This window comes from Maricaulis sp. (assembly GCF_015665295.1).
In the GTDB taxonomy this organism is placed as follows: Bacteria; Pseudomonadota; Alphaproteobacteria; order Caulobacterales; family Maricaulaceae; genus Maricaulis.
Genome location: NZ_JADFAJ010000043.1, coordinates 36954 through 62482, shown reverse-complemented (window position 1 = coordinate 62482; position 25529 = coordinate 36954). Strand labels below are relative to the sequence as shown.

The 25529-nt window shown below is 64.7% G+C and carries 30 protein-coding genes and 1 tRNA gene; 17 read left to right on the top strand and 14 right to left on the bottom strand.

All coding sequences use genetic code 11. The features are described from left to right. Positions 1 to 141: 141 nt before the first annotated feature. The 7 genes from QZZ02_RS14965 to QZZ02_RS14935 all read left to right on the top strand — a co-directional run bounded on the left by QZZ02_RS14965 (position 142) and on the right by QZZ02_RS14935 (position 6181). Positions 142 to 1005, top strand: a complete 864-nt coding sequence (locus QZZ02_RS14965; protein WP_291845600.1) for an isoaspartyl peptidase/L-asparaginase family protein — start codon at positions 142 to 144, stop codon at positions 1003 to 1005. Then, complete coding sequence (locus tag QZZ02_RS14960) at positions 1005 to 1541, top strand: RNA methyltransferase (protein ID WP_291845598.1); 537 nt, start codon at positions 1005 to 1007, stop codon at positions 1539 to 1541. The genes QZZ02_RS14965 and QZZ02_RS14960 overlap by 1 nt, the downstream gene beginning before the upstream one ends. A gap of 96 nt (positions 1542 to 1637) precedes the next feature. Further along, complete coding sequence (locus tag QZZ02_RS14955) at positions 1638 to 2156, top strand: invasion associated locus B family protein (RefSeq protein WP_291845596.1); 519 nt, start codon at positions 1638 to 1640, stop codon at positions 2154 to 2156. 83 nt (positions 2157 to 2239) lie between these two features. Then, on the top strand, positions 2240 to 3439 hold the full coding sequence (gene rlmN, locus QZZ02_RS14950) for a 23S rRNA (adenine(2503)-C(2))-methyltransferase RlmN (RefSeq protein ID WP_291845594.1): 1200 nt from the start codon (positions 2240 to 2242) through the stop codon (positions 3437 to 3439). Beyond that, on the top strand, positions 3436 to 4329 hold the full coding sequence (locus QZZ02_RS14945) for a GNAT family protein (protein ID WP_291845591.1): 894 nt from the start codon (positions 3436 to 3438) through the stop codon (positions 4327 to 4329). Before rlmN ends, QZZ02_RS14945 begins: the two co-directional genes overlap by 4 nt. Positions 4330 to 4379: 50 nt before the next feature. Further along, positions 4380 to 4724: a hypothetical protein gene (locus QZZ02_RS14940; protein WP_291845589.1), complete on the top strand. Its 345-nt coding sequence runs from the start codon at positions 4380 to 4382 to the stop codon at positions 4722 to 4724. Then, a complete protein-coding gene (locus tag QZZ02_RS14935; RefSeq protein WP_291845586.1) occupies positions 4724 to 6181 on the top strand; it encodes a methyl-accepting chemotaxis protein in 1458 nt (485 codons plus the stop codon). Before QZZ02_RS14940 ends, QZZ02_RS14935 begins: the two co-directional genes overlap by 1 nt. 4 nt (positions 6182 to 6185) lie before the next feature. Here QZZ02_RS14935 and QZZ02_RS14930 read toward each other — a convergent pair whose 3' ends face one another. After that, entirely contained in the window at positions 6186 to 6938 is a 753-nt protein-coding gene (locus QZZ02_RS14930; RefSeq protein ID WP_291845584.1) for a methyltransferase domain-containing protein, read from the bottom strand. 347 nt (positions 6939 to 7285) lie between these two features. Here QZZ02_RS14930 and QZZ02_RS14925 point away from each other — a divergent pair, with 347 nt between their 5' ends. After that, a complete protein-coding gene (locus QZZ02_RS14925) occupies positions 7286 to 8047 on the top strand; it encodes a creatininase family protein (RefSeq protein WP_291845582.1) in 762 nt (253 codons plus the stop codon). A 132-nt stretch (positions 8048 to 8179) separates the two neighbouring features. Next, positions 8180 to 8635, top strand: a complete 456-nt coding sequence (locus QZZ02_RS14920) for a hypothetical protein (protein ID WP_291845579.1) — start codon at positions 8180 to 8182, stop codon at positions 8633 to 8635. Here the strand turns inward: QZZ02_RS14920 and QZZ02_RS14915 are convergent. From QZZ02_RS14915 to tsaD, 5 genes are read right to left on the bottom strand one after another with little or no spacing between them, the layout of a single operon-like run. Beyond that, positions 8620 to 8946, bottom strand: coding sequence for a hypothetical protein (locus tag QZZ02_RS14915; RefSeq protein ID WP_291845577.1), 327 nt, complete (start codon positions 8944 to 8946; stop codon positions 8620 to 8622). The genes QZZ02_RS14920 and QZZ02_RS14915 overlap by 16 nt on opposite strands. Beyond that, a complete protein-coding gene (locus QZZ02_RS14910; RefSeq protein ID WP_291845575.1) occupies positions 8943 to 9278 on the bottom strand; it encodes a Rieske 2Fe-2S domain-containing protein in 336 nt (111 codons plus the stop codon). The genes QZZ02_RS14915 and QZZ02_RS14910 overlap by 4 nt, the downstream gene beginning before the upstream one ends. Then, the gene (locus QZZ02_RS14905; RefSeq protein ID WP_291845572.1) at positions 9278 to 9571 is read right to left on the bottom strand and encodes a YciI family protein; all 294 of its coding nucleotides are present in this window, start codon (positions 9569 to 9571) and stop codon (positions 9278 to 9280) included. The genes QZZ02_RS14910 and QZZ02_RS14905 overlap by 1 nt, the downstream gene beginning before the upstream one ends. Further along, the gene (locus QZZ02_RS14900) at positions 9571 to 10572 is read right to left on the bottom strand and encodes an NAD(P)H-dependent glycerol-3-phosphate dehydrogenase (protein ID WP_291845571.1); all 1002 of its coding nucleotides are present in this window, start codon (positions 10570 to 10572) and stop codon (positions 9571 to 9573) included. Before QZZ02_RS14900 ends, QZZ02_RS14905 begins: the two co-directional genes overlap by 1 nt. Beyond that, positions 10569 to 11702 (bottom strand): tRNA (adenosine(37)-N6)-threonylcarbamoyltransferase complex transferase subunit TsaD, encoded by a 1134-nt coding sequence (gene tsaD / locus QZZ02_RS14895; protein ID WP_291845569.1) that lies wholly within the window; start codon positions 11700 to 11702, stop codon positions 10569 to 10571. The genes QZZ02_RS14900 and tsaD overlap by 4 nt, the downstream gene beginning before the upstream one ends. A 37-nt stretch (positions 11703 to 11739) precedes the next feature. Here tsaD and hemC point away from each other — a divergent pair, with 37 nt between their 5' ends. From hemC to yghU, 7 genes are all read left to right on the top strand, one after another. Beyond that, complete coding sequence (hemC, locus tag QZZ02_RS14890; protein ID WP_291845567.1) at positions 11740 to 12705, top strand: hydroxymethylbilane synthase; 966 nt, start codon at positions 11740 to 11742, stop codon at positions 12703 to 12705. Then, positions 12702 to 13439, top strand: coding sequence for a uroporphyrinogen-III synthase (locus QZZ02_RS14885; protein WP_291845566.1), 738 nt, complete (start codon positions 12702 to 12704; stop codon positions 13437 to 13439). Before hemC ends, QZZ02_RS14885 begins: the two co-directional genes overlap by 4 nt. 33 nt (positions 13440 to 13472) lie before the next feature. Next, on the top strand, positions 13473 to 14717 hold the full coding sequence (locus QZZ02_RS14880; protein ID WP_291845563.1) for a hypothetical protein: 1245 nt from the start codon (positions 13473 to 13475) through the stop codon (positions 14715 to 14717). Then, positions 14714 to 16180 (top strand): heme biosynthesis HemY N-terminal domain-containing protein, encoded by a 1467-nt coding sequence (locus tag QZZ02_RS14875; RefSeq protein ID WP_291845561.1) that lies wholly within the window; start codon positions 14714 to 14716, stop codon positions 16178 to 16180. The genes QZZ02_RS14880 and QZZ02_RS14875 overlap by 4 nt, the downstream gene beginning before the upstream one ends. Further along, positions 16177 to 16836 (top strand): uridine kinase, encoded by a 660-nt coding sequence (gene udk, locus QZZ02_RS14870; RefSeq protein ID WP_291845559.1) that lies wholly within the window; start codon positions 16177 to 16179, stop codon positions 16834 to 16836. Before QZZ02_RS14875 ends, udk begins: the two co-directional genes overlap by 4 nt. A 90-nt stretch (positions 16837 to 16926) precedes the next feature. Next, positions 16927 to 17002 (top strand) — tRNA-Thr (locus tag QZZ02_RS14865). Between the two features lie 300 nt (positions 17003 to 17302). Continuing rightward, positions 17303 to 18154: a glutathione-dependent disulfide-bond oxidoreductase gene (gene yghU, locus QZZ02_RS14860; protein WP_291845557.1), complete on the top strand. Its 852-nt coding sequence runs from the start codon at positions 17303 to 17305 to the stop codon at positions 18152 to 18154. Between the two features lie 65 nt (positions 18155 to 18219). Here the strand turns inward: yghU and QZZ02_RS14855 are convergent, their stop codons facing one another. From QZZ02_RS14855 to bfr, 3 genes are all read right to left on the bottom strand, one after another. Continuing rightward, a complete protein-coding gene (locus tag QZZ02_RS14855; protein ID WP_291845555.1) occupies positions 18220 to 20139 on the bottom strand; it encodes a hypothetical protein in 1920 nt (639 codons plus the stop codon). Then, the gene (locus tag QZZ02_RS14850) at positions 20136 to 20858 is read right to left on the bottom strand and encodes a DUF305 domain-containing protein (RefSeq protein ID WP_291845553.1); all 723 of its coding nucleotides are present in this window, start codon (positions 20856 to 20858) and stop codon (positions 20136 to 20138) included. The genes QZZ02_RS14855 and QZZ02_RS14850 overlap by 4 nt, the downstream gene beginning before the upstream one ends. A gap of 92 nt (positions 20859 to 20950) precedes the next feature. Further along, positions 20951 to 21430, bottom strand: coding sequence for a bacterioferritin (gene bfr, locus QZZ02_RS14845; RefSeq protein WP_291845551.1), 480 nt, complete (start codon positions 21428 to 21430; stop codon positions 20951 to 20953). A gap of 138 nt (positions 21431 to 21568) precedes the next feature. Here bfr and QZZ02_RS14840 point away from each other — a divergent pair, with 138 nt between their 5' ends. Then, positions 21569 to 22618, top strand: a complete 1050-nt coding sequence (locus QZZ02_RS14840) for a hypothetical protein (RefSeq protein ID WP_291845550.1) — start codon at positions 21569 to 21571, stop codon at positions 22616 to 22618. Between the two features lie 12 nt (positions 22619 to 22630). On the opposite strand, the gene QZZ02_RS14835 is transcribed toward QZZ02_RS14840, so the two are convergent. The 5 genes from QZZ02_RS14835 to QZZ02_RS14815 all read right to left on the bottom strand — a co-directional run bounded on the left by QZZ02_RS14835 (position 22631) and on the right by QZZ02_RS14815 (position 25527). After that, complete coding sequence (locus QZZ02_RS14835; RefSeq protein ID WP_291845549.1) at positions 22631 to 22828, bottom strand: (2Fe-2S)-binding protein; 198 nt, start codon at positions 22826 to 22828, stop codon at positions 22631 to 22633. Between the two features lie 117 nt (positions 22829 to 22945). Continuing rightward, positions 22946 to 23737: a TIGR00266 family protein gene (locus QZZ02_RS14830; RefSeq protein ID WP_291845547.1), complete on the bottom strand. Its 792-nt coding sequence runs from the start codon at positions 23735 to 23737 to the stop codon at positions 22946 to 22948. A 99-nt stretch (positions 23738 to 23836) separates the two neighbouring features. Next, complete coding sequence (locus tag QZZ02_RS14825) at positions 23837 to 24253, bottom strand: response regulator (protein WP_291845545.1); 417 nt, start codon at positions 24251 to 24253, stop codon at positions 23837 to 23839. Between the two features lie 70 nt (positions 24254 to 24323). Further along, positions 24324 to 25220: a bifunctional methylenetetrahydrofolate dehydrogenase/methenyltetrahydrofolate cyclohydrolase FolD gene (folD, locus tag QZZ02_RS14820; protein WP_291845544.1), complete on the bottom strand. Its 897-nt coding sequence runs from the start codon at positions 25218 to 25220 to the stop codon at positions 24324 to 24326. After that, positions 25201 to 25527, bottom strand: coding sequence for a DUF167 family protein (locus tag QZZ02_RS14815; protein WP_291845543.1), 327 nt, complete (start codon positions 25525 to 25527; stop codon positions 25201 to 25203). The genes folD and QZZ02_RS14815 overlap by 20 nt, the downstream gene beginning before the upstream one ends. Positions 25528 to 25529: the final 2 nt, after the last annotated feature.

Below are 25529 nucleotides of genomic sequence, written 5' to 3'. Positions count from 1 at the left end.
GACATAGCGTGATGCCCGGCAAAAGAAAATCCGGAGCAACGGCTCGACGGGCCCGACAGCGATGGAAATCCGGCTTGGGTGCCATGTGCGAGCGGTGCTAGAGCAATGCGCACACTTTCAAACCGACACGGGATGGACGGTATGAGCGGACGTTACGCCCTTTTGCTGCACGGTGGCGCCGGCACCCTGGCCGATCGCGATTATGCCAAGGAAATCGAGCATATGCGCGGCCTCGCCGAGACCGCAAAAGCGCGTCTTTCCATCGGGGCCAACGCGCTCGATATCGTACAGGATATCGTTCGCGAGCTGGAAGCCTCCGGCCTTTATGTTGCCGGCAAGGGCGCTTCTCCAAACAAGGCAGGCCGTTACGAACTCGACGCCGCGATCATGGACGGCGCCACGCGGCGAGCCGGTTCGGTCGCCGCCCTGACCGGCTTCACCAGCCCGATCTCGGCCGCCCGGGCCGTCATGGAAAGCACGCCCCATGTCATGCTCGCCGGTCGCGGCGCTGAACGCTTCTGCGGTGAGGCCGGGCTGGAGCGGGTCGAGAGCGTCAACGATTACTACACCCCCGCCGCCGCGCCGGACAGCCGCGCCATCGCAACCGGCACGGTGGGCTGCGTGGCGCTGGATCTGGAGGGCCGTCTTGCAGCCGCCACCTCGACCGGTGGCACGCTGAACAAGATGGAAGGCCGGGTCGGCGACAGTCCGATCATCGGTTCCGGTTGCTGGGCCGACGGCCATGTCGCCATATCCTGCACTGGCCAGGGTGAGTATTTCCTGCGCACCGCGACCGCCAAGGACGTTTCAGCCCGCATGGCCTATGGTGGCCAGTCGCTGGCTGACGCCGTTGCAGGCGCGTTGGCTGATGTCGGCGCGCTGGGCGGTGAGGGCGGCATCATTGCCGTCGACCGTGACGGCAATCTGGCTGCTCCGTTCAACTCGCCGGGGATGAAACAGGCGATGATCCACCCCGATGGACGCATCACGGCCGGCGTGCGCTGATGATCACGATGAAGCGCGGATATTTCGGCGTCGGGGCCGAGGGCATTTCCAAGCCGATGAATCTGGGCGCCATCCTGCGCACGGCCCATGCCTTCGGAGCGAGCTTTGCCTTCACGATAAATGCCAATCACAAGGTTCGCGACGTCTACCGCGCCGATACGGCCAAATCGGTCGATCATGTGCCTTATTACGAGTGGGATGACACGGCGGCGATTGCGCTGCCGTCGAACTGTCAGCTGGTCGGCGTCGAGCTGACCGATGACGCTGTCGACCTGCCCAGCTTCCGTCACCCGCTATGCGCCGCCTATGTCTTCGGTCGTGAGCGCGGCTCGCTGTCCGAGGCGCTGCAGGCCCGGTGCAGCCATATCGTCAAGATCCCGACCAAGTTCTGCGTCAACGTGTCGGTCGCCTGCGCGATCACGCTCTATGATCGCCAGATCAATTTCGGTGGTTTTCCGGAGCGTCCTTTGATGCCGGGCGGGCCGGATCTGGAATCTCTGGCCGACGCCACAAGGAAGGCCGGTATCCACCGCTGATCGCACGATCGATTGACGCTGTTAGTCCGGGATTAACTCCGCCATCATACCGCCATGGGGATGCCCTAGACGGCGTTCGACTGTTTCGCGATGAGGATGATCACCGTGCGTTTTCGACATGCTTGCCTGGCGCTTGGCCTGATGACCGGACTGAGCGCGCCCGCCCTCGCGCAGGACGAGCCGCAGTTTCGCGGCGAGTACAGCGACTGGCGGGTCTTTACCCGAAATACCGAGGCCGGCTTCTCCTGCTATGCGCTCAGCCGTCCGACCGACAGCACGCCGCGCGCCCTCGAGCACGGCAATGTCTATTTCCTGGTGGCCTCCTGGCAGTCGGGCGCCGTGGAAGCGCAGCCCTCGCTGCTGGTCGGCTATGACCTGCGTCCCACGAGCCCGCCGCAAGTTCGGGTCGGCTCGGACCGTTTCGACATGTTCGCGGATGGCCAGGAAGGCTTTCTCGACGATCTGGACGAAGAAGATGACCTTGTCAGCTCGATGAAGCGGGGCTCTGTCATGCGGGTGACGGCGACGACGCTCGACGGCGCAGCCACCGCCTATGAATTCTCGCTGTCCGGCGTCACGGCCGCGCTGCAGCGGGCCGAGACGCTCTGCAACTAGCCCGCTCGCCGGCCAGGATTCGGTTTTGCCGCGCTTTTGTGATAGAGCGCGCGGCTTCGTTTGAATTGAGATAGTCTGGCGCCATGAACCACGCCCTGAACATCGATGCCCGCAACGCCAATGCCCCGCGCATTGACGAGACGACACCGCGCGCCCTGCCATCGCTGGCCGGCATGACGCGCGAGGAATTGCGCCAGGTGGCGATCGCCTGCGGGGTCGACGAGAAAAAGGCGAAGATGCGCGCCGAACAGCTGTGGCGCTGGATCTATCATTATGGCGTCACCTCGTTCGACGAGATGACCAATATCTCCAAGGATTTGCGCGCCGTCATTGCCGACAAGTACGCTCTGTACCGCCCCAAGCTGATCGACCGCCAGGTCTCCGTCGACGGAACCCGCAAATACCTGATCGAGCTGGCACCGGGCGTCGAGTGCGAGACGGTCTTTATTCCCGATGTTGCCCGGTCCGGTGCGCTGTGCGTATCGAGCCAGGTTGGCTGTACGCTCAATTGCACCTTCTGCCACACCGGCACCCAGGCGCTGGTGCGCAATCTCACGGCCGCCGAGATCGTCGCCCAGGTGATGATTGCCCGTGACGATCTCGATGAATGGCCGACCTCGAACGAGAACCGGAAAATCACCAATATCGTCTTCATGGGCATGGGCGAGCCGCTCTATAATCTCGACCATGTTGCGACCGCCATCGACATCATCTCCGACGGTGAGGGCATCGCCATATCGCGCCGCCGGACGACGGTGTCGACCTCAGGCGTCGTGCCGAAGATCAAGGAACTCGGCGAACTCACCGGCACCATGCTGGCGATCTCGCTGCACGCGACCAATGATCCGCTGCGCGACGAGCTGGTGCCGCTGAACAAGAAATACCCGCTCAAAGCGCTGATGGATGCGATCCGCGCCTACCCCGGTCTGGGCAATTCCAAACGGGTGACCTTCGAATACGTGATGCTCAAAGGCGTCAATGACAGCCTCGCCGAAGCCAAGGCGCTGGTTCGCCTGCTCAAGGGCATCCCGGCCAAGATCAATCTCATCCCGTTCAATCCGTGGCCGAACAGTCCGTATGAGTGCTCGGACTGGGACCGGATCGAAGCCTTTGCGGATGTTGTCAACAAGGCCGGATACGCCTCGCCGATCCGTACCCCGCGCGGTCGCGATATCTTTGCGGCCTGCGGCCAGCTGCGCTCGGAAAGCCAGAAGGTGAAGGCCAGCGTTTTGCGCAAGCAGCGGCTGGCCGAAGGTGAAGGCGCAGCTGACGCCGCGCCGTGACCGCCGCCGTCCTCTATCGCTGGAAGCTCAAGCCGGGTCGCGCGGCAGAATTCGAGGCTGCCTGGACGGAAGGCACGCGCCGTATCCACCAGGCCTGCGGTTCCTATGGTGCGATCCTGCATTGCGGCGAGGACGGACTCTACTGGTCCTATGCGGCCTGGCCGAGCGAAGCGGTCCGCAAGGCATGCTTTGCCGCGCATGACTGGTTTACACAGGACTGCTTCCAGACGATGCAAGCCTGTATCGCCGAGCGCTTCGACGAAATCCCGTTGTCGGTCGCCCGTGACCAGATGCAGGCCCGGACGCCGGGCTGCGATGTCCCGGTGTTGACCACCGACCGCCTCCTGCTGCGCCCGCTTCGCCAGGATGATGCGACCGCGCTCCTGCCGGCACTGCAGGATGCCGACACAATGAAATACTGGTCCCGCGCACCCGTCGACGGCCTCGCCGAGGCGCGCGAATATCTGGCTGGCTCGACACGGTCGTCCACCGTCCGTTGCTGGGCCATCACCCGACCCCCCACGCCGGACGATGCGCTCGGCTGGGTGGTCCTGATCGACCGCAAGTCCGGCGTCGCCGAAACCGGCTATATCATCCGGCCGGACACCCGCCGGCACGGTTATGTCAACGAGGCGGTCAGACGGGTTCTGGACCACGGATTTTCAGCGCTCGGCCTGCGCCGCATCTATGCCGATACAGATCCGGACAATGCCGGCTCGATCGCCGTGCTCAGCAAGCTCGGTTTCGTCGAGGAAGGGCGCCTGCGCGCCCAGTGGGAAACCCATATCGGCGTCCGCGACAGCCTTATTTTCGGCCTTCTCAGATCGGACTGGTGCGCGCCACACAACGACCAAGTCGACGGTCGAGCCGGAACCGTAAGCACTGATTAACTACAAATCGGTTAGAAAAGGCAGACTGGAACGAAGGTCTTTCTGCCGACATGAGGAATAGCCTGCCAACTATACTTCTGGTTGCGCTCATAGCGACAACACCTTTTCTGGCGGCAACCGAGCCGCCGGAAGATGGTCGTTATGCCGCAATCTTCCCGCCCGGTTGGCAAGCCCGCGACATCCTGCTGGCCTCGGCCGCCCGTGACCATTCCCCCGTTACCTTCGGGCGGACCGGCAATATCGGCATCTTCGATCTGCCACTGCCATCCGACCGCGACGCCCTGCGCGCCGCCGGCGCCTGGCTCATTCTGCCAGCCGATGCGTTTCGCGGCTGTCTCACTGCACCGGCGTTTGCCGGATCAATCCGACAACCCAACCCTGAAAGCCCTGCCTGATGACAAGCCTTTCCCATATTCGTGATCGCGCCCAGACCGTCACCCTGCTTGTCATGGGTGGCCTCTGGATTGCCCTAATCGCCACCGCAGCCATCTTTGCCAGCGGGCGCCTCCTGCCGGCCGCCCTAGTCGGCCTGGTCCTGGTCGGCGTCGCAGCGACAAGCTGGCGCATGGACCGAAACAGCGATGCCTCGCGTGCCACGGTCGGCACCGCGCTGATCGGCTTTCCGGCACTCTTTGTCTATGTGCTCAGCGGTTCGCCCTGGCAGATCGACATGCACATGATGTTCTTCGCGGCGCTGTCGATCTCGGCCGTGATGCTGGACTGGCGCGTCATTGTCGCGGCCTCGATTGCCACCGCTGTCCACCATCTGTCGCTGAATTTCTTTCTGCCCTGGGCCGTCTTCCCGGATGGGGCCGATTTCTTCCGCGTGGTCTTCCACGCGGTGATCGTGATCGGCCAGTCGGCTGCCCTAGGCTGGATGACCTATCACGCCGCCGCTGCGCTCAACGGCGCGGACCGCAAGGCTGCCGAGGCCGCTGAAGCCCAGGCTGCCGCGGCCGAAAGTGCCGACGCCCAGGCCTCGACCAAGGACCATGCAGAGCGCCAGCGGGCCGCAATTGCCGACCTTGCCCGTGAGTTCGAAGAAGCCCTTCGGGTCGTTTCCGGCGGCATTTCCGGCGCCGCCACACAGGTCAGCCAGCTCGCCTCCGACCTGAGCAGTGATGCCGAATCGACCCGCGAAGGGGCATCGGCCGCCTCGGCGCGCGCGTCGACCACCAACAGCAATGTTCAATCCGTGGCTGCGGCAGCGCAGGAACTCTCCGCTTCCATCGCCGAAGTCGCCCGCATTCTTCAAAGCAGTGGCGATGTGTCGGAGCGCGCGGCCGCCGAAGCCGAAGGCGCCGGTCGGTCGATCGACGCTCTTGAAACCGCCGCGAAGGAGATCGAGGACATCATGCGCCTGGTCGCCGGTGTCGCCGAACAGACCAATCTTCTCGCCCTCAATGCCACGATCGAGGCAGCCCGCGCCGGCGAGGCGGGCAAGGGCTTCGCGGTTGTGGCTTCCGAGGTCAAGGCCCTGGCGGAACAGACAACCAGCGCCTCCAGCGACATCGGCAAGAAGATCGAAGCCATGCGCGGCGCGTCGGGTGGCGCCGCCAGCTCGCTTGGCCGCATTGCCGAAATTATCGCGGAGCTGCGCGGCTCAACCGACAGTGTCCAGGGTGCCTTCGCCCAGCAAAACCAGGCTACCCAGGAGATCGCCTCGCTCGCCGAGCGGGCGGCCACCGAGACCACCGAGGTCAATCATGCAATGGGGGCGGTGAACGATGCCGCCGCCCGCACCAATGGCGCGGCCGAGGCCTTCACGCGAGCGTCCGGCGAGCTGGGAGAAGCGGCGAGCCGCCTCGATGAGGAGCTCAACCGCTTCCGGTCCCAGCTGGACGCCGCCTAGGCGATTATTCCGGCTTGCGGAAACGCAGCACGAAACGATCCGTCTGACGCCGGATGGACGGGTCGAACGGGCTGATCTCGCGACTATCCGCGGCATTGGCCAGCATGTTGCTGGATCCGTCGAGCGCGAAGCCGGCTGCGGTGATTTCCTCGATCACCGTGGCCTCTTCAATCCGGTGCAGGCTTTCGACGACGCTGAGGCCGGCGCCGTCAATGGCGTGGTGATCAACCACGATGAACACGCCACCCGGACGCAGCGCGTCAAAGATCTCCGTATTCATCGCCGCGCGGTCGGTGCCATCCCAGCCGGTGTCATGGTAGAAAAGTACCATGAAAACAGCATCAAGCGGTTCGTCGACATGCTCGCCGAAGGTCTCGATGGTCGAACTGAAATGCGTCATGTTCGGGCGCTCGCCGGCAAAGGCCGCCAGACCCGCATCGGTCTCGGCAAAGCGTTCGGCGACCCAGGTCGGGTTCATCGTGTAGACATGGCCATCAGCGCCGACAGCGGTCGAGAGCACGCGCGAGTAATAGCCACTGCCGGCCGCCAGATCGGCAATGTGCCAGCCTGGCTCAACGCCGGCGAAAAGCAGGACCTCGGCCGGATGACGATTTGCGTCAAGCTGGCGATCTGCCTCCGGACGGCTCGCATCGGCAATCGCGTTCTCGATGCTCTCAGGCATCGGATCGTCCTGGGCCAGCACAGGCCCTGCAAGCAAGGCAGCCAGGGCAATAGAAGCAATGAAAATTCGGCGCATGATATCCCCTCACACAACAAGATGTCGTCGGGTCTCATACAGCACTGCCGGGCAACAGGCTCATGACACAAGCTTCACGAAGCCGTGACGGCTCATGAGAAAGCGGAATTCTTTTACGGTTGATAAGGACTTAGCGTCTAGACACGGACCCAAGCGGCGAGACGCCGCGTTGGAGGGGTCCATGCATTACATTCTGGCGTTCGCCGCAATCGCATCCGCCCTGGCGGCCTGGCTCTACCACCGCGAGAGCCGCCGCCTCTAGCCAGCGACCTCAGCACGCCGGCCTTGCACGCACCCGCCGTCACGGCTTAGCTCCCCGGATACACGCTATCCCGGAGAGGGCTGCCATGCTGCTACATCACGCGTCCTGGCCTGAAGTCGAGGCCTATCTCAAACGTTGCAAGGGGATCATCATCCCCATCGGTTCGACAGAGCAGCACGGCCCGAACGGGCTGGTGGGCACCGATGCCATCTGTCCGGAAGTGATCGCCGCCGAGGCGGGCGCCGAGGCCGGACTCCTGGTCGGCCCGACCTTCAATGTCGGCATTGCCCAGCATCATCTCGGCTTCGCCGGTTCGATGACGCTGCGGCCCTCGACCATGATCGCGGTCCTCAATGACTGGATCGAGAGCCTGACCCGGCACGGGTTTGACCGCATCTATTTCCTCAATGGCCATGGCGGCAATATCACCACGATCAATGCCGCCTTTGCCGAGTACTATGCCAATTTCTCGCTCGACGGCACCGCCTGCCCGGTCCAGCTGAAGCAGCGCAACTGGTGGGAATTGTCCGGCGTGATGGATACCTGCCGCAAGCTCTTCCCCGTCGGCGAGGGCATGCACGCCACGGCGTCCGAGGTCTCCGTGACCTATTACGCCCATCCACACGCCATCAAACAGGTGGAGATGAACCCGAAAATCGCCCCGGTCGGCGGGTTCAGCGACGCGGACGATTATCGCCGCAAATTCCCGGATGGCCGGATCGGGTCCGATCCCTCCCAGGCGACGCCGGAAAAAGGCGCCGAGATTGTCAGCCTTGCCAGACAGGCGCTGATCGCGGAATGCACGGGCTTCTTCAACGTCAAACCGGCACGGGAGCCGGCAGAGTAGGCTGTTTGCCCCCGGGTCAAGCAGCGCCTCCGGTCCCACAAGGCGATGAACCCCGACACAAAACATTCATTTCACGGCGCCCCGCACGCTCGCTATACGCCCCTCGTATCGCATTGTACGGAGTGTGCCGAAATGAAAGCCTGGATCGCCCTGCCTGCCCTGGCCCTGTTGGCCGCCTGCACAGCCGAAGATGGCTCGACCATCAATACCGGCTTCAGCGAGGACAATCTGGCGACGTCGGCGGCCTGTTTCGCCGAGACGCCCTCGACACTGCTCGAACCCGGCCAGACCCTGCTGGAAACCGGGCCGGCCGGTGTGACGCGCGGCTCCTGGTCGCTGGATGGCGAGACCGGCGACCTCGTGATTTCCATTGCTGACATCGACCAGCCGACGAAGACCGCTCTGGACGCCGCGAATGCGGCCTTCTACAGCGCGGCCGGCCAGCAGCACTCGCACACGACGGACGCGGTCATCTATCACCGCACAACTGACGGCACGTTTTGTACGGTCGTGAAAGACGATGCGACCGGTCGCGCCCTCGTCGAGGCAATCACCAATCTGCCGTCTGCGACTCAACCGGCGGAATAAAAGACCGCCAGCCATACGGTTTCTGCACCGGCGGCCGTTGCGGCGACCCGGTGGCGGCGATGGGCGGCGATCAGGACATGGTCCCCGGGCCCCAGCGTCAGGCACTCGTCCGGGTCCTGAAGCTCGAGTTGGGCGGATCCGCTCAGCAGGGCCACCCATTCATGCTCGCTCTGGTCATACCAGAAGGCGTCCGGAGAGGCCTGGCCTTTCGAGACGATCCGCTCGATACGCAAGTTACGGCCTTTGGCGAGGATTTGCGTGATCTCGGCGCGGCTGGCATCAGGCAGGTCGGTCAGAAGATTGCCGGTCACAGCGCGCGTATCTCCGAACCGACAAGCTCGACCGGAACCGCAATCAGGTGGTCACCGGCCGCCGGGCCGCCGGTACAATCGCCGCTCGTCACATCAAAGCTGGCACCATGAACCGGACAAACCAGCGTCTCGCCCTTGTGCAACAGGCCGCGCCCGTCGGGCAGGCAGAGCGGCAGGCCGGCATGCGGGCAGAGATTGGTGAAGGCCGTGACGATGGCGCCGCGACGGATCAACACGACCGCGCCGCCTTCCCAGCCCGAAGCCCGGGCGCCGGGATCAGGCAGATCATCGAGACGCGCGAGCACGGTGCCGGGTGGCGGTTTGGGCCGCATCAGCCCGCCTCGACCGGCGGATTGATGGCCCAGCGATAGGGCGCGACTTCGACCCGTTCGAAAAGGCTTGCTGCCTGGTAGGGGTCCCCGGCCAGCCAGACATCAAGGGCAGCGCGGTCCTCGGCCTCGATGATCAGCAATGATCCCGCCATGTCGCCACTCTCATCGAGCCAGGGGCCGGCGGCCTTGACGCTGGCCCCAGCGGCCTTCAGCCAGGCGATATGGGCGTCGCGATTGGCCATGCGTATGGCGAGGGCATCGGGCTTGTCCCGGGTGTGGACCAGAAAGAGCATCAGGCGGTCTCCAGCGTGAAGGGACGTGCGAGCAGGGTCTCGATGGCGTCATCAACGCTGGCCCGGCCGGCAAGGATTTCATTGACCGCCTCACAGATCGGCATTTCCACGCCGTGACGGCGGGCCAGTTCGACGACCGCCGGTGCGCTGGCCACGCCTTCGGTCACCGCCCGGCGCGAGGCCATGATGTCGTCCAGCGAGACGCCGCGCCCCAGCGCCAGGCCGCACGACATGTTGCGCGATTGCGGCGAGGAACAGGTGAGTACCAGATCGCCCAGACCGCACAGCCCGGCCAGGGTCTCGCGCTGGGCACCCAGCGCCATCGCCAGCCGGGTCATCTCGGCAAAGCCGCGCGAGATCAGGGCCGCGTGGGCCGACTTGCCCAGGCCCTTGCCCTCGGATATCCCGCAGCCGATGGCGAGCACATTCTTCACAGCGCCGCCAATCTCCGCTCCGACGAGGTCGGTGGCGAGATAGGGCCGGAACCGGTTGGTGCCGAGCGCCTCGATCAGGCGATTGCCGACCACCTCGTCGGCACAGGCCAAGGTCACCGCGGTCGGCAGTCCCTGGGCGGTATCGATGGCAAAGCTCGGGCCAGACAGAACGGCAGGTATGGCCGCCGGTATGGTTTCCCGGAGCACCTGGGTCATCATGGACAGGGAGGACTGTTCGATCCCCTTGGCGCACAACACGATCGGCAGGCCGGGCCGGGCATAGGGCAGGAAGCCTTCCAGCACCCGGCGCAGATGCTGGGCCGGCGCGACGGCCAGGATTGCGTCACAGGCATCAAGATCGGAGATCGAGGTGGTCGCCTCGATCGCCTCGGACAGCTTCACATCCGGCAGGTAGATCGTGTTTTCGTGCTTGCTGTTCACCGCATCGGTGACATCCTGCTCGAAGGACCAAAGGGTCACATCGCGCCCGGCCTTGGCCGCCGTTTGCGCCAGGGCCGTACCCCAGGCGCCGGCGCCGATCACGCCAATGCTCTGATAATCGCTCATGCCTTGGGTCCCTTTCGTCCGGAGCCGATGGCCGGGTCGGCCTTGGCCGATGCGCCGTCCAGAGGCCAGCGCGCCCGTGCCGGCGCATCAAGCCCGTCCACCTGTCCACGCGCCAGCTTTTCAATGCCGACAAGGGCGATCATCGCCGCATTGTCGGTACACCATTTCATCGGCGGCGCGATCAGACGGAAACCCGCCGCCTCCGCTTCCGCCTCGAGCGCCCCGCGAACGGCCTTGTTGGCAGCGACACCGCCGGCGACGACCAGCGACATGGGTCGGGGCGTGTCCGGGTAGCGCTCGGCGAAAACTGTCAGGGCCCGTCGCGTCCGCCGCGCAAGCGCGCGGGCGATCGCGGCCTGCATGCTGGCAGCCAGATCGGCCTTGTCCTGATCAGTGGGATTTTCCAGCGTGTCCCAGATCTGCCGTGCCGCCGTCTTGAGGCCGGCGAACGAGAAATCGCAGCCCGGCTTGCCCTTGAGGGGCACAGGGAGACCGAAGCGGGTGGCATCGCCTGTTGCCGCAATGCGTTCCAGCGCTGGCCCGCCGGGGAAGCCCAGCCCCATGACCTTGGCCGTCTTGTCGAACGCCTCGCCCGCAGCATCATCGAGGGTCGAGCCGAGCCGGTGATAGACACCGACATCCTCGGCAATCAGCAATTGGGTGTGGCCGCCGGAGACCAGCAGCAACAGATAGGGAAAGGCAAGCGGATCGGAGATCCGCGGCGAGAGCGCATGGCCTTCCAGGTGATTGACCGCGATCAGCGGCTTTCCGGCGCCCAGCGCCAGCCCCTTGGCCGTCATCAGCGCCGCCATGACACCACCGATCAGACCCGGCCCGGAGGTCGCCGCGATTCCGTCCAGATCGGCGATACCCAGGCCAGCCTCGGCCAGCGCCTCGATCACCAGACCATCCATGGCTTCGGCGTGAGCGCGCGCCGCGATCTCAGGCACGACACCGCCAAAGGGTGCGTGGGCTTCAGTCTGGCCGAGCACGCGGTCAGCGAGAACCTCGATCCGGCCGTCCGGCGCGCGACGCAGGATGGCGGCCGCCGTCTCGTCGCAGCTCGATTCGAGACCGAGCACGGTCAGCGCGCACGCTTGCGCTTGGGGGGAAGGGGGCGCTAAGTCCATGACTGTCCACTAGCCCCAAGACCAGGATGATTGCAACGTGAAGCCGCCGTCCAGACCGCTCGCCATTGCCACCCGCCGCTCACCACTCGCCCTTGTGCAGGCCCGCGATGTCCAGGCTCGACTGGCTGCGCTATGCGGCCTGGCCGGCGAGGCTGTCGAGTCGCATTTCCCGATCCTGGGCCTCGTTTCCACGGGCGACATGATCCAGGACAGGACCCTGATCGAAGCTGGCGGCAAGGGGCTTTTCACCAAGGAAATCGACGAGGCCCAGCTTGATGGGCGAGCTGCTTTCGCCGTCCACTCGATGAAGGATGTTCCGACCGTCCTGCCGGCCGGGCTGGTCCTTGGCGCGCTCCTCGAGCGCGAGGATCCGCGCGACATGCTCATCGCCCGCGGCGGCGAGACGCGTCTGGCTGATCTGCCCGAGGGTATCACGATCGGAACCGCCAGCCTGCGGCGGCAGGCGCAATTGCTCCACAAGCGTCCTGACCTCACTGTCATACCGCTGCGCGGCAATGTCGACACCCGCCTCGGCAAGCTGGCCGAAGGCGAGGTCTACGCGACCTTTCTGGCCCTTGCCGGCCTCAACCGGCTGGGCCGAGCGGAGGCGCGTCGCGATCCGCTGGAAGCTGACGAGATGCTGCCCGCCGCTGCGCAGGGCGCCGTCGGCGTGGCCATTCGTGACGGGGACACAGAGGCCGCCGGCTATCTCGCCGCCCTGCATCACAGCGCCACGGAACTGGCCGTCACTGCCGAGCGGGCCTTCCTGGCCGAACTCGACGGCTCTTGCAGAACGCCGATCGCGGCCCATGTGAATAAGGTATCCATGGACTTCACCGGTGAAGTTTTGACTCCTGATGGCCAGCAGTGCTGGCGGAAGCAGATTCGATTCGACATGACCACCGCGACACCCGAAAGCGCCCGCGAGGCCGGCCTTGCCCTCGGTCGCGCCGTACGCAAGGCAGCTGGCGACGGTCTGGCCGCCGCCCTGGTGGGCGCGTGACAGTCCTGGTCACACGGGGCTGGCCCGGAGCCGAACGGACTGCATCCGGGCTGCGGCGGATGGGGATCGACCCCATCATATCGCCCGTTCTCGACATCAACTTCCGCGCCCGGATCGATGCCAGCCTGGACGGCGTCCAGGCGCTCGTCTTCACCTCCGCCAATGGCGTTCGTGCCTGGGGCCCGCGCAGAACGGAACGCGACCTGCCGGTATTCGCCGTCGCCGATACAACCGCCCAGGCGGCGCGCGATATCGGCTTCAAGAAAGTTCATTCTGCGCGGGGCGACGTTCATTCGCTGGCCGCGCTCATCCGACGCAAGCTCAATCCCGAGAAGGGCTCGCTTCTGCATGTCCGCGGCATCCATGTCTCCGGTGACCTGTCGGGCGCGCTGAAGCCGGACGGCTTCAAGGTGCGCGATGCGATTGGCTACGGGGCCGTCGCGGTCGATGCGCTCGGCGAAGAGGCGATTGCCGCCATCATTTCCGGCGCCCCGGTCTCGGTGCTGATCCACTCGGCACGCGGCGCCAAGACCTTCCTCGACCTGTTGCGCAAATTCGGACTGCATCACTGGCTCGGCTCGGTCACGGCACTCGGAATTTCCAGCAATTCCCTGGCACCGCTCGAGGGCGCCGGTTTCCGCGCCCTTGTTGCAGCCGCCTCGCCGAATGAAGACGCCCTTCTGGCGCTGCTCGATGATTCATCGGAACTGGCTTCGGCAGGCCACGCGTCCTAAGCTGGCCCAAATTCGCACGAATCATGGGCCGTCATGGCTGATCCCAACGACACTCTCGATCCCGAACCCGTCGATGCCGAGTTCGAGCCGGCTGATGAAAGCCGCGCGGCGGCCAAGCCTGCCCGCAAACGCGGCGGGGCGCTGGGCCATATTCTCGTCTTCCTGCTGGCCTCGGTTGCCGGGGGCGTTATCGGATTCGCGGCCTCGCGCTATGTGCCTGCCGCGCAAACGCCGGATGTCGGGGCTGCAGCCGAACGCGCAGCGCTGACCAGCGAACTCACCGGTCTCGAAACCCGACTGGCTGCTCTGGAGGCCGACGACCCCGCCGCCGGCATTGCCGGCGAGCTTGGATCGCTGGAGCGAAGATTACTGGCGCTGGAGGCGCAGGAGCCTGCGGCCCCTGCAGGGGAGCCCGTCGATTTGTCCGTGATCGAGGCGCGCCTCGATGAACTTGAGGCTGCGCCCGAAATCGCACCCGCGACATTCGACCCCACAGGATTGGAATCCCGGCTCGCGACGCTCGAATCCGCGCAGGGAGCGAGCGCCATTGACCCGCAGATCCTGCAAGCGCTGACGGATCGTATCATCGCCATCGAAACATCGGTCGACACGCTTGCCGTGCCGTCCGGACCCGACCCGGCCATTATGCGACTGCAACAGGACCTGGCCGGCCTTCAGGCCGAGGTCGAGGCGGTGCGCGGCCTCGCGCAGACGGCCAGCGATCAGGCCAATGCGGCCACGCAAACAGCATCCAGTCAGCCCGCCGACACCGGTCAGGCCTCACGCCAGCTGGCGGCTCGGGCGCTTGCCCTGACCGCGCTGCGAGAGATTGCCGGGACCGGCGACGGATTTGAAGCCGAGCGCGCTGCGCTCGCCCGGCTCTGGCGTGGTCAGACCGATCTTGCCGCGATGGCGGATTATTCCCGCGCCGGCGTGCCGACGCTGTCGGAACTCACAGCTGAATTTCCCGGTGATGAAATCCGCGAAGCGGCCGGACCCGGCCGGGTTTTCTTTGGCCTGATCGAAGTCCGACGCACGGACGGGAGCGATGGTGACACCGGGCCTCTCGCCATGACGGCCCTGGCCGAGCGCCGACTGGCTGAGAATGATCTTGTCGGCGCCGTCACGATTGCGGAGCGGCTTGAAGGTGAGGCGCTTGAAACCTGTCGAGACTGGTTGTTCCAGGCCCGGGCCAGGCTCGATCTCAACCGGCGCCTGCAGTCGCTGCGCGACGCGCTGGCAGCCGAGGCTGCAGAACAGGGAGGCGACCCGACATGATTCGCCTCATCCTGGCCGTTGTCTTTGCGCTGCTGACTGCCGCACTGGGGGCCTTCCTGGCGCTCAACCCCGGACACGCCTCCTTCGAATTTCTTGGCGTGCAGACCGAAATGCCCTTTGTCGTGGCCGCAGGCGGCGTGATCCTGTTCGCCTTCCTCATGCTGGTTGTATGGTGGGGCATCTATCTGTTGTGGACCTCGCCGGACAAGGTGAAGGGTTTCATCGGCCGCCGCCGGCGTGAACAAGGCTATGACGCGCTCGAGAAGGCGCTGATTGCTTCGGCCGCCGGCGATGGCGAGGCCGCCGTGCGACAGGCCGCGCGCGCCGACGCGCTGCTCGATCGCCCGGCCCTGTCACGCCTGCTCGCAGCGCGCGCTGCCGAGGCAGCCGGCAATCTCGATGGCGCGCAAACCCACTATGAGGCCCTTCTGGAGGATCAGCGCACCCGCGTCGTTGCCCGCCGCGGCCTGACCCAATTGTCCAGTGAACGCGGTGATCTGGGCGCCACGATCGAGCACGCGACCGACGCCTTCCAGCAGGCCAGGGGCGCCCGCTGGGCCTTCGATGCCCTGTTCGATGCCCAGGTCGCCAAGGCGCGCTGGCAGGACGCGCTGACCACGCTGGCCGAAGGCGAGCGCCGCAAACATGTTGCGCCTGACATTGCCCGTCGCCGCCGCGCCGTCCTGCTCACGGCCGCCGCGCTGGAAACCGAAGGCACCGACTCTGAAAACGCCCGGGAACTTGCGGTCTCGGCCCATCGTGCAGCGCCGGGCTTCGCGCCGGCGGCAGCCTTGGCAGCGCGCCTGCTCGCCGATGGCCGTCGCCACAAACGCGCGTCGGAAGTTCTGGAGGCGTCCTGGGCATCAGCGCCGCACCCGGCGCTTGCCCGGGCATTCCAGGATCTGCGCAAGTCCGACACCAAGGCCAAGCGCCTGGAGCGACTCAAGGCATTGGCCGAGCTTAATCCCGAACACCGCGAGAGCCGCCTGATCCTGATCCAGGCCGCGCTGGAGGAGGGCGATGCCCCGACCGCGCGGTCGCTGCTTGACCCCTTGATGGAAGATGGTCAGCCCTCGTCACGCCTGTGCGCCCTGTCTGCCCGCCTGGCAAGGCTTGATGGCAAGGACGAGCTGGCCCGGCGCTGGATGACCCGCGCCTCCCATGCCGGCGCCGATGCCGACTGGTCCGATATTGATCCGGAAGGTCGCTTGTTCGCCTATACGCCGGACGACTGGAAACGCATGGTCTATGTGTACGGCGACGAGAACCGCCTGACCCACCCACGTTATGAGCGCTATGAACGCGCTGCCGGGGCCGTCCCCGAAACCGCCTTGCTCGACGCCCCCCGCCCGGTCAGGGCCGCCGGCTCACGAACAACCAGCTTCGCTGACACGCCAGTTCGCATGCCCGATGATCCGGGCGTGACGGACGAGGACGAGGCTGACAGCGGGCGCCGACGGTGACCGGGACGAAAATGGGCGGGAAGACGGTGAACGGTACGGACGTGACCCTGGTCGCGATAGTCGGCGGATCGGCGTCCGGCAAGACGCGCCTCGCCTACGCCATCGCCGATGCCATACCCGGCGCCTATGTCATCAAGGAAGATGATTATTACCTCGACGCCAAGCAGTTGGAGAACTTCGATCCGTCGACGTTCAATTTCGACGAACCGGCCTCCAAGCAACACGATCTGCTCGTGCAGCATCTCTTGTCGCTGAAGGCAGGGCATGGTGTCGACATCCCGCAATATGATTTCGCAACCCATTCCCGCAAAGCCGCAACGCGTCATTGCGACCCGGCGCCAGTGATCATTGTCGAAGGCCTGCACGCGGTCGCCTCACCCGAGCTGGCCGAACTGTTTGACCTGATCATCTATGTCTCCGCCACCCGGCCTGTACGGTTTGAACGGCGCCTGAGGCGCGATGTCGCCGAGCGCGGGCGGACGCCGGAATCGGTCAAACGGCAGTTCGACTCGATCGTTGAACCCATGCACATGCTGCACGTGGAACCACAAAAGCCGCTCGCCGATATCATCATCACGAATATGGGCCCGCCGGATTTCGACTGCCTCGCCGAACCGGTCATTGAACGACTTCGCGAACGGGATTTGAGTTGCTGAATTTGCGATGACGAAAGGCTTGCCGACAGTCGCTTTCGCGGTTAGTTTCCGCCGCCTCTCGACCGGTGAAGGACGGGAGGCCTCATGTGGGCCGCTTTAGCTCAGCTGGTAGAGCAACGCATTCGTAATGCGTAGGTCAGGTGTTCGAGTCACCTAAGCGGCACCACTTGCTTTCATCATTCCCGCTCCGCTCGACCCAGGCCCGATCCGGCTGGCGGTACCGGAGGCGTTATCGGCACGGAATGGGCTCAGGGCTCTCGGCGTCGACGTCATTGACCCCGTTTGCGCCACCTCACGTGTCGGACGACAAGGCAATGCCTGAAGGCCTCCTGCGGGAGGGCCATCCGCCACCGAGGCACGATCATGTTTGCGGATCCGGGACGCCATGATTGATCATTGGACATGTCCGTGTCTTGTGCTGCGCACACGGCACCCTACATTCCGGCCAAGCAAAGAGGGTGTCTTCATGACCGAGACCAGCGCATATGTGCCGCCGAAAGTGTGGACCTGGGACAGCGAGAGCGGTGGTCGCTTCGCCAACATCAATCGACCGGTGTCCGGCTCCACCCATGACAAGGCGCTGCCAGTCGGCAAGCATCCGCTCCAGCTTTATTCACTGGCCACGCCCAATGGCGTGAAGGTCACGATCATGCTGGAAGAGCTGCTGGCGCTGGGCCACAGCGAGGCCGAATATGATGCCTGGCTGATCCGGATCACCGAGGGCGACCAGTTCTCGAGCGGCTTCGTCTCGATCAACCCAAACTCCAAAATTCCGGCCCTGCTGGACCGCAGCACCGAGATTCCGACCCGTGTTTTTGAGTCCGGCGCGATCCTCCTGTATCTGGCCGAGAAGTTCGACGCCTTCCTCCCGTCCGATCATGCCGGTCGCACCGAGGCGCTGAACTGGCTGTTCTGGCAGATGGGCTCCGCGCCCTATCTGGGCGGCGGATTCGGCCATTTCTACGCTTATGCGCCGGAGAAATGGGAATATCCGATCGATCGGTTCGCCATGGAGGTGAAACGCCAGATGGATGTGCTCGACCGGACCCTGGCAGATCGCCCCTACCTGGCCGGCGCCGAGTACTCGATTGCCGACATGGCGGTCTGGGCCTGGTATGGCGCGCTTGCCCGTGGCGTCCTCTACGAAGCCGGCGAGTTCCTGTCGGTGCAGGATTACAGCCACGTCCAGCGTTGGGCCGCGGAAATCGCCGACCGTCCGGCCGTCAGGCGCGGCATCAAGGTGAACCGTGTCTGGGGCGAGGACGCCAACCAGGTGCCTGAGCGCCACAGCGCTGCCGACCTGGACGCCAAGGGCTGAGCAGAACCTCGCATGCCGACGGGGCGGGTTGGGCATCATCCAGCCCGCCCCATTCTGTTTGCGGTCTAGTGAACACGCTCCAGCATCGCGCCCAGATCGGACAACCGGCCCGCATCGGCGGATGACAGGCCGGGCCGGCTTGATGCATCGGTCACACTCGCGAGCGCGGCGGCCATGGCATTCGCGTCGGCATTGCCGTCCGACCAGCCCTGCACAGCGTCACGGACACCGCCCAGCACAACGGCATCCATTGCCCCGCCACGCGCGACCTGGTCCAGCAGGGCGAGCGCCACAACCGGTTCATCGGGCCAGGTGATGTGCAATTGGGTCTGCGTGTTCGCTTCGTCGAAGCGGATCAGCTCCGCTGCCGCGATCTCGTTGGCGGTCAGATGCTCGCTGGCCTGCAGACGGAAAACATCCATGCCGCGTACGAGTTCCGGCGCCCAGATACGGCCATTGTGCCAGTAGGCAGCCCAATAGCCCGCGACCCGCAGGGCGTCCGGGCCAAGCGGGCCCTGGTCGAAGAAGGCAATCTCGAACGGGTTGTTGCTGTCGGTGAAGTCGATGATCGACAGGCCTCCGCTATACCAGCCCTGGACCATGATATCGCGGCCCGGAACGGGAATGATATTGCCGTTGTGGGCGACGCAATTCTCGATCGCGGACTGTTCGCCCGGGATCTTGAAGAAGCCGCGGAGCTGCAGCTCGCCGTCGACGATGTCGGCGATCAGGTCTGCCCCCCAGTCGGCTGGATCATCCGCCTGGCAACGCGCACCCAGCCCGCCACCCCATTCGTCGGTGAACAGGAGCTTCGAGGCGTCATTCGAGAAGGTGGCCGAGTGCCAATAGGCCATGTTCGGGTCGGCGAGATCGGATATCCGGCGCGGATTCACCGGGTCGGAAATATCCAGAAGGATCCCGTTCCCGCCACAGGCGCCGCCCGCAAGATTCATTTCCGGATAGACCGTGATATCGTGGCAGGACACGGTTGACGCAGCCGTCTGGGCGCCGTCTTCCATCGCGCCGCCCGCCCACAGGCCGGCGATCTCGCCGGTCGCATAATCGGTGAAAATGCGCGGACGGCTGACAATGGCCGCCTGTTCCGGCGCATCCAGCGGGACCTCGATCACATCAATGCTGTAGAGCGCGGTCTCGGGATTCTCGTCCGGCTCACCGCCGCTGCAGCCGGCCAGCTCGCTGGCCGGACGGACACTGCTGGTGCCCTGGACATAGATGTAGGCCGTTCGGTCATCGCTCGGGTGCGGCACGAAGGTGTGGGTGTGTGACCCGCGGCAGGTCTGCACGGCCGCGACCTGGCGCGGTGCGTCGAGGTCGCTGATGTCGAAAATCCGGACCCCCAGAAAGCGTTCCGGGCTGGACGCCGCATCCACCCCGCCATTGCCGCAGTCGAGGCGGCCGCGATTCTGTTCTGTCGAGAAGAAGACCAGGTCGCCATGCACCGACACATCGCCCTGTCCACCGGGGCAGACAACCGAGAGGATGTGTTGCGGGTCGTCCGGATTGGCGGCGTCGAAAACATTGAATCCGTGAAATCCGCCAACGATGACACGATCACCCGTAAAGGCGAGATCGGAATTGGCGAAGGACAGCAGGCCCGGGCCGCGGCCCTCCTGCTCGTCGGCCGGCGCCTCGCCGGATTCAGCCGCTTCAACGGCCGCGTCATCCTGGGGGGGCTCTTCTTCAGCGTCATCGGCCGCTGTGACAGCGTCTCCCGCTTCGTCAGCGGTGACCGCCGGGACGGAGAGCGCGATCATGGCCGTATCCAGGTCGAAAAACCCGTCCGGCGGTGGCACTGAGGCGGTCCGCTCGAGATTCCAGATAACCGAGCCGGCGTCGAACAGGCCGGGCGCCAGGTCGGCGCGCGAAGGTGGTCCTTCGGCCACGGGTTCGGCCTGCGGCGAGCAGGCGGCGAGCGCGGCGCCCAGGGCCGCCAGCGAAACCACGGATTTGACGGTCGTTCTCATGGATGTCCCCCTCGGACGTCGTGAATCTGGACGCCGGCGAGAATGCCACGCATGCGCGCGATCTCGGCCGATTGGTCTGCGATGATGGATGACAGGAATTCAGAAAGTTGCGGATCCTCGCCATTGCCCGGATCGGCCAGAAGGCGATCAACCATGTCGATGGCGCCCTGATGGTGGTGGATCATGCCGGTAAGATAGAGCCGGTCGAAGCCGTCCCCTGACGACGCTGCCAGCGCGCCCATCTGCGCCGGCGACAGCATGCCCGGCATGAGGGGAACGTCCGACAGGGCCTGGTGCGACCCGTGATGCGCCATCGCATGCCCGGACGGAGCCGGCGGCCTGTCTTGGCCTTCATCCACGGGATGCTGCATTTGGGTCGACCGACCGCGCCGGACCAGCCAGGCCTGCATCATGTCAATCTCGGAGGCCTGCGAACGGGCGATACGGTCGCCCATCAGCGCGATATCGCGATTGTCGGTACGCCCGGCAATCAAAGCGCCCATTTCGACCGCCTGTCCGTGATGGACGATCATGTGCTGCATGAAGGCGACATCGGCGGTCGAATAGCCGCTGCCGGCCAGTCCCACCGATTGTTCCGGCGAGAGGGCCCGTGACGGCGAGCCCGGAGCGCCCGGCTGGAAGATGGGCGGGTCTGCGGCGAGCGCTGCCGCGGCGGACAGGCAGGCGGCAAGCGCGGCAGGAACAGCGAGTCGAATCATGATTTCCCCGGCGCCGGACAATCCGGCGTGCGAGGATTGTAAACATGCCTGCGCGCGCTGGGAATGCCGTGTGTCGCGGGCCAGGCCGGAGCCTAGCCGTCTCCGGGCGACATTTGCGACTGCATATAGCGCTCCTCGCCGATCTTCGCGATCAGGCCCAGCTGGGTCTCGAGGAAGTCGATATGCTCCTCCTCGCTGTCGAGAATATCGGTGAAGATCTTGCGCGAGACATAGTCGCCGGCCTGCTCGCAATAGGCGATGGCCTCCTTGTAGAAAGGATGGGCGCGCTGCTCGACCTTGAGGTCACACTCCAGACATTCCTTGAGTGTTTCGCCGATATAGATCTTGGCGAGGTCCTGGACGTTCGGCAGACCCTCGAGGAAGAGAATGCGCTCGATCAGCATGTCGGCATGCTTCATCTCGTCGATTGACTCTTCATACTCGACCTTGGCGATCTTCGCGAAGCCCCAATCCTTGAACATGCGCGCATGCAGGAAATACTGGTTCACGGCGGCCAGCTCGAGCCGGAGCGCACCGTTGAGATAGTCGATGACCTTGGCGTCGCCCTTCATGGCATGTCTCCCGTTCTGATTTGGTGGCCAGTCTAGGCATGTCCGCTGGTTGTCCAAGCCCAATCTTTGCGACTGGCAATCGGTCGCGATGACGGAAAAGCCGTTGACTTGGCTGCATTGACGGGGAGGATTATTGCCATGAAACAACGCCTTGCTGCCTGTCTGGTTCTGCTTGTCGGACCGGTGCCCCTCGCATCGGCCCAGGATGTCATCCGAACCTATCAACCCGATCCGGATGCGGTGATTGTGCCAGAGCGGGAAGCGCGGCCGCGCGCGCCGCGGCCGGAACCGTCCGCTGACACGCCCGTCTCGCTGCCTCCCGAGCGCTTCAGGACGGCCCGGATCGACCTTCCGGAACGCTTTGAGCCTGACCCGCAACGGGTTCGTGTCCGCGGCCGGACATCGGTGGAAGCGGCGAGCCTCGAACGTGGATGTCGTGGATTTGTGTCAGACATTCCGCAACTCACCATGACCTATGTCGCGTCCGGCCTGCCGCTCTTCCTCTCGGCGAGCGGCAATGCCGCGTCGCTGTTGGTCGAGACCCCGTCCGGCGAGATTTCCTGCGCTCGACAAGGCCGGGCGCCAACATCGCCCCAGACGACATTCGGCGCGCCAGGCAGTGGCAGCTACCGGATCTGGCTGGTCCGCGACGAACCCGATCAGCTTGTCAGTGGTGAGCTGACGATCTCCGAGCACAGCATGGGCGGCAGTCAGGGCCGCACCCTGCGACAGGTTTCACCCTCCTCGAATATCACGCTCAGCGACCGCGTCCGGATTGATGCACGGCCTGCCCTTGGAACCGTCGACATCTGGCAGGCAATGAATGCGCCTGTCCGCTGGAACCATATTCTGTCACCTGGCGAACGGATCAATCTGCGCGGCGATACGAGCTGTACCGGCTATGTCGAGCCCAGCCCGGTGATGGCCCTGACCGCCCAGGTCGGTAACCGGGTCGACCTCTACACGGAGGGTGGACTGGATACGGTCATCTTCGCACGCGCGCCTGACGGCCGCTGGTTGTGCAATGATGATGGCGCCGTCGGCTTCAATGCCGGACTCGAACTCTCGATCGGATCAGGCGAGACTTGGCAGATATTTGTGGGAACCTATTCGCCGTCATCCAGCACCGGCAGCACAACACTGGTCTTGCAGGCGTCATCGATGATTCAGCCAATCGCCAGCAAGTAGACCCAACCGCGCCTACTCCGCCGCGGCAGCCAGCTCGTCCGTTTGCAGGCGGGTCGCGGCGATCATGCCGGCAATATCGGGCAGGCAACGGCCGCATTTCGGCTTGGCATCGCAGCGCTTGAAGACGCAGGCCGCAGTCCGAACGGATGGCTCTGCAGCGGCGGCTTCCAGCTCGCGATCACGGAGTGCGTTGCAGATGCAGACAAACATGCGGGACGTCGCTTCCTGATAATCTTTCGCAAACCTCCCGCGAATGCGAATGACTGTCAACTGTATAATTGATGCGCCGGACGGTCGCCCGCCCGGCGCGCGCCTTGTTTCAGGCGCTCAATTGCCGCGCATGATCGATCCGAGCGGGCCGAGGACCGAGCCCTCGCCCTGGCCGGAACCGGCAACCGGAACATTGGCCAGGATTCGACCGGCGAGCCGCGAGAAGGGCATGGACTGGATCCACACTTTCCCCGGACCTCGCAGGCGGGCGAAGAAGACGCCCTCGCCACCAAAGATCATCGACTTGATATTGCCAGCCCGCTCGATCTCGAAATCGACACTTGGCGTATAGGCCACGACGCAGCCGGTATCGACATGGAGTTCCTCGCCGGCAGCCAGCTCGCGCTCGATGAGGGTTCCGCCCGCATGCACGAAAACCCAGCCCGTGCCTTCGAGGCGTTGCATGATGAAGCCCTCGCCGCCGAACAGGCCTGTCATGATGCGCTTCTGCAGCGCAATGCCGACCGAAACCCCTTTCGCTGCAGCCAGGAAGCTGTCCTTCTGGCAGATCAGCTCGCCGCCGAGATCGGGCAGGTGGACCGGAATGATCGTTCCGGGATAAGGCGCCGCAAAGGCCACCTTGGCCTTGCCCTGTCCGCCATGGGTGAAGACGGTCATGAACAGGCTCTCGCCCGTCAGAAGCCGTTTGCCGGCCCCTGCCAGCGCGCCCCAGACACCCTTGTTCTTCTGGGATCCGTCGCCGAACACCGCTTCCATGGAGATGCTCGGCGCCTTGAACATCATCGCGCCGGCTTCGGACACCACGCTTTCACCCGGATCCAGCTCGATCTCGACATACTGGATGTCTTCCCCGCCGATCTCGAAATCGATCACGTCCGCCTGGCTCATTGCGCTCTCCCTGTCGCTGAATGGTGGCGCAAGGGTAACGGCGGTCGCCGCATGTACAAGCGGAAAGAGAGCAGACCCTGCCCCGCCTCGGACGAACGGTCAGATCGTCTGAATGTCGGCGGATTCGGCAGCTTCGCGGATCATGTGGGCGATATGCAGGGGCATTTCGCCCTTGTGATTGCGGAAGCTGGAATTCTTGTCCATGCGGGCGATACTGTCGGGCAGGTGATCCTCGTCAATGATCATCGAGCCGGACAGGATCATCAGCGGTGTGTCACCGGCACATGCCTGGGCCGTCTCGAGCGTATCGGTCGGATGGATCGAGTCCGGCAGGCGCAGGTCCAGCAGGATGAGGTCGTATTCCGACCGGGCGAGACAGCGCTTGGCGTCTTTCAGGGTGCGCGCCACCTCGAATTCAATGTCCAGATCACCCGCTTCGCAAACGGCGTGCTGTACCAGCATCGCGTCAGCGAAATCGTCTTCAACATGCAGAACGCGCAGCGCGTGGTTGCTCATGAATCTCTCCCTGACTCATATTCTATGCAGGTTGCGTTATCGAACCGTTTACAAAGCCAGGCAAGTTGGATCAGAAGTTGTCGGGCATGGCTAGTTTCGCCCTAAGTGCCGCCGCAATAACGGTATTCCGTAGCAACATCGCAATGGTCATGGGCCCGATTCCGCCTGGAACCGGGGTAATCCAGCCGGCATGACCGACAATTTCATCAAATGCGGCATCGCCAACGAGCCGCGTCTTGCCCTCGCCGCGCTCCGGCGCTTCGATCCGGTTGATGCCGACATCCAGCACACAGGCGCCCGGCTTGACCCAGTCGCCACGCACCATTTCCGGTCGCCCGACGGCAGGGACCAGAATGTCGGCGGTGCGGCACAGGGCCTGCAGGTCGGCGGTGCGCGAATGCGCGATGGTGACGGTCGCGTTCTTTTCCAGGAAGAGCAGGGCGGCAGGCTTGCCCACCAGGATCGACCGGCCGATCACGACAACGGACTTGCCCGACAGCTCACCCAGCGCGCGTTCCGCCAGCAACACACAGCCGGCAGGCGTGCAGGGACGCAGGCCCGGCTGGCCAAGGACAAGGCGCCCGGCGCTGATTTCTGTCAGCCCGTCGACATCCTTGTCGGGGTCGATGTGGCGGATGACCCGATTGGCATTGATATGAGCCGGCAAGGGCATCTGGACCAGGATGCCGTCGACACTGTCATCCTGATTGAGGCGCTCGACGATCCGGACGACGTCGGCTTCGCTGATATCGGCCGGTCGGCGGATCTCGATCGAGGTCAGCCCGGCAGCCTCGGTGCGGCGAACCTTGTTGCGGACATAAACATCGCTGGCCGGATCCTCACCGATCAGCACCACTGCCAGGCAGGGGGCACGGCCAAGGGATTGGGCAAGTTCGGCACCGGCTTCGCCGGCCCGGGCATCGATCTCGGCGGCGACAGCCTTGCCGTCAATCAGGTTTGCGCTCATCCGAAAAGGCCTCCAGCTGCGCGACGATCCGGGCCTGAACCACTTCATCAGCGGTGAGCCGAACGGTCTTCAGGCGCGATGTCGCGCCGCGTATCACATCGATATCGCGCTTGGGAATAGCCAATTGCTTGGCCAGCAGCGCAACAAGGGCTGTATTCGCCTTGCCCTTCTCGGGCACGGCGCGCACACGCGCCGCCAGATGAACCTGCCCTGCGGCATCACCTTGCCAGGCATCCAGACCGTCCCGGGACGCGCCCGGGGTCAACCGGACCCGCAGCAGCAGCCCGCCCGGAACCCGGTCGAACACCC

Excerpts from the sequence above, each read along its gene's own strand:
- QZZ02_RS14965 (WP_291845600.1), top strand. The coding sequence starts at position 142 with ATGAGCGGACGTTACGCCCTTTTGCTGCACGGTGGCGCCGGCACCCTG.
- QZZ02_RS14960 (WP_291845598.1), top strand. The coding sequence starts at position 1,005 with ATGATCACGATGAAGCGCGGATATTTCGGCGTCGGGGCCGAGGGCATT.
- QZZ02_RS14955 (WP_291845596.1), top strand. The coding sequence starts at position 1,638 with ATGATCACCGTGCGTTTTCGACATGCTTGCCTGGCGCTTGGCCTGATG.
- rlmN (WP_291845594.1), top strand. The coding sequence starts at position 2,240 with ATGAACCACGCCCTGAACATCGATGCCCGCAACGCCAATGCCCCGCGC.
- QZZ02_RS14940 (WP_291845589.1), top strand. The coding sequence starts at position 4,380 with ATGAGGAATAGCCTGCCAACTATACTTCTGGTTGCGCTCATAGCGACA.
- QZZ02_RS14935 (WP_291845586.1), top strand. The coding sequence starts at position 4,724 with ATGACAAGCCTTTCCCATATTCGTGATCGCGCCCAGACCGTCACCCTG.
- QZZ02_RS14930 (WP_291845584.1), bottom strand. The coding sequence starts at position 6,938 with ATGCGCCGAATTTTCATTGCTTCTATTGCCCTGGCTGCCTTGCTTGCA.
- QZZ02_RS14925 (WP_291845582.1), top strand. The coding sequence starts at position 7,286 with ATGCTGCTACATCACGCGTCCTGGCCTGAAGTCGAGGCCTATCTCAAA.
- QZZ02_RS14920 (WP_291845579.1), top strand. The coding sequence starts at position 8,180 with ATGAAAGCCTGGATCGCCCTGCCTGCCCTGGCCCTGTTGGCCGCCTGC.
- QZZ02_RS14910 (WP_291845575.1), bottom strand. The coding sequence starts at position 9,278 with ATGCGGCCCAAACCGCCACCCGGCACCGTGCTCGCGCGTCTCGATGAT.
- QZZ02_RS14905 (WP_291845572.1), bottom strand. The coding sequence starts at position 9,571 with ATGCTCTTTCTGGTCCACACCCGGGACAAGCCCGATGCCCTCGCCATA.
- QZZ02_RS14900 (WP_291845571.1), bottom strand. The coding sequence starts at position 10,572 with ATGAGCGATTATCAGAGCATTGGCGTGATCGGCGCCGGCGCCTGGGGT.
- tsaD (WP_291845569.1), bottom strand. The coding sequence starts at position 11,702 with ATGGACTTAGCGCCCCCTTCCCCCCAAGCGCAAGCGTGCGCGCTGACC.
- QZZ02_RS14880 (WP_291845563.1), top strand. The coding sequence starts at position 13,473 with ATGGCTGATCCCAACGACACTCTCGATCCCGAACCCGTCGATGCCGAG.
- QZZ02_RS14875 (WP_291845561.1), top strand. The coding sequence starts at position 14,714 with ATGATTCGCCTCATCCTGGCCGTTGTCTTTGCGCTGCTGACTGCCGCA.
- yghU (WP_291845557.1), top strand. The coding sequence starts at position 17,303 with ATGACCGAGACCAGCGCATATGTGCCGCCGAAAGTGTGGACCTGGGAC.
- QZZ02_RS14855 (WP_291845555.1), bottom strand. The coding sequence starts at position 20,139 with ATGAGAACGACCGTCAAATCCGTGGTTTCGCTGGCGGCCCTGGGCGCC.
- QZZ02_RS14850 (WP_291845553.1), bottom strand. The coding sequence starts at position 20,858 with ATGATTCGACTCGCTGTTCCTGCCGCGCTTGCCGCCTGCCTGTCCGCC.
- bfr (WP_291845551.1), bottom strand. The coding sequence starts at position 21,430 with ATGAAGGGCGACGCCAAGGTCATCGACTATCTCAACGGTGCGCTCCGG.
- QZZ02_RS14840 (WP_291845550.1), top strand. The coding sequence starts at position 21,569 with ATGAAACAACGCCTTGCTGCCTGTCTGGTTCTGCTTGTCGGACCGGTG.
- QZZ02_RS14835 (WP_291845549.1), bottom strand. The coding sequence starts at position 22,828 with ATGTTTGTCTGCATCTGCAACGCACTCCGTGATCGCGAGCTGGAAGCC.
- QZZ02_RS14830 (WP_291845547.1), bottom strand. The coding sequence starts at position 23,737 with ATGAGCCAGGCGGACGTGATCGATTTCGAGATCGGCGGGGAAGACATC.
- QZZ02_RS14825 (WP_291845545.1), bottom strand. The coding sequence starts at position 24,253 with ATGAGCAACCACGCGCTGCGCGTTCTGCATGTTGAAGACGATTTCGCT.
- folD (WP_291845544.1), bottom strand. The coding sequence starts at position 25,220 with ATGAGCGCAAACCTGATTGACGGCAAGGCTGTCGCCGCCGAGATCGAT.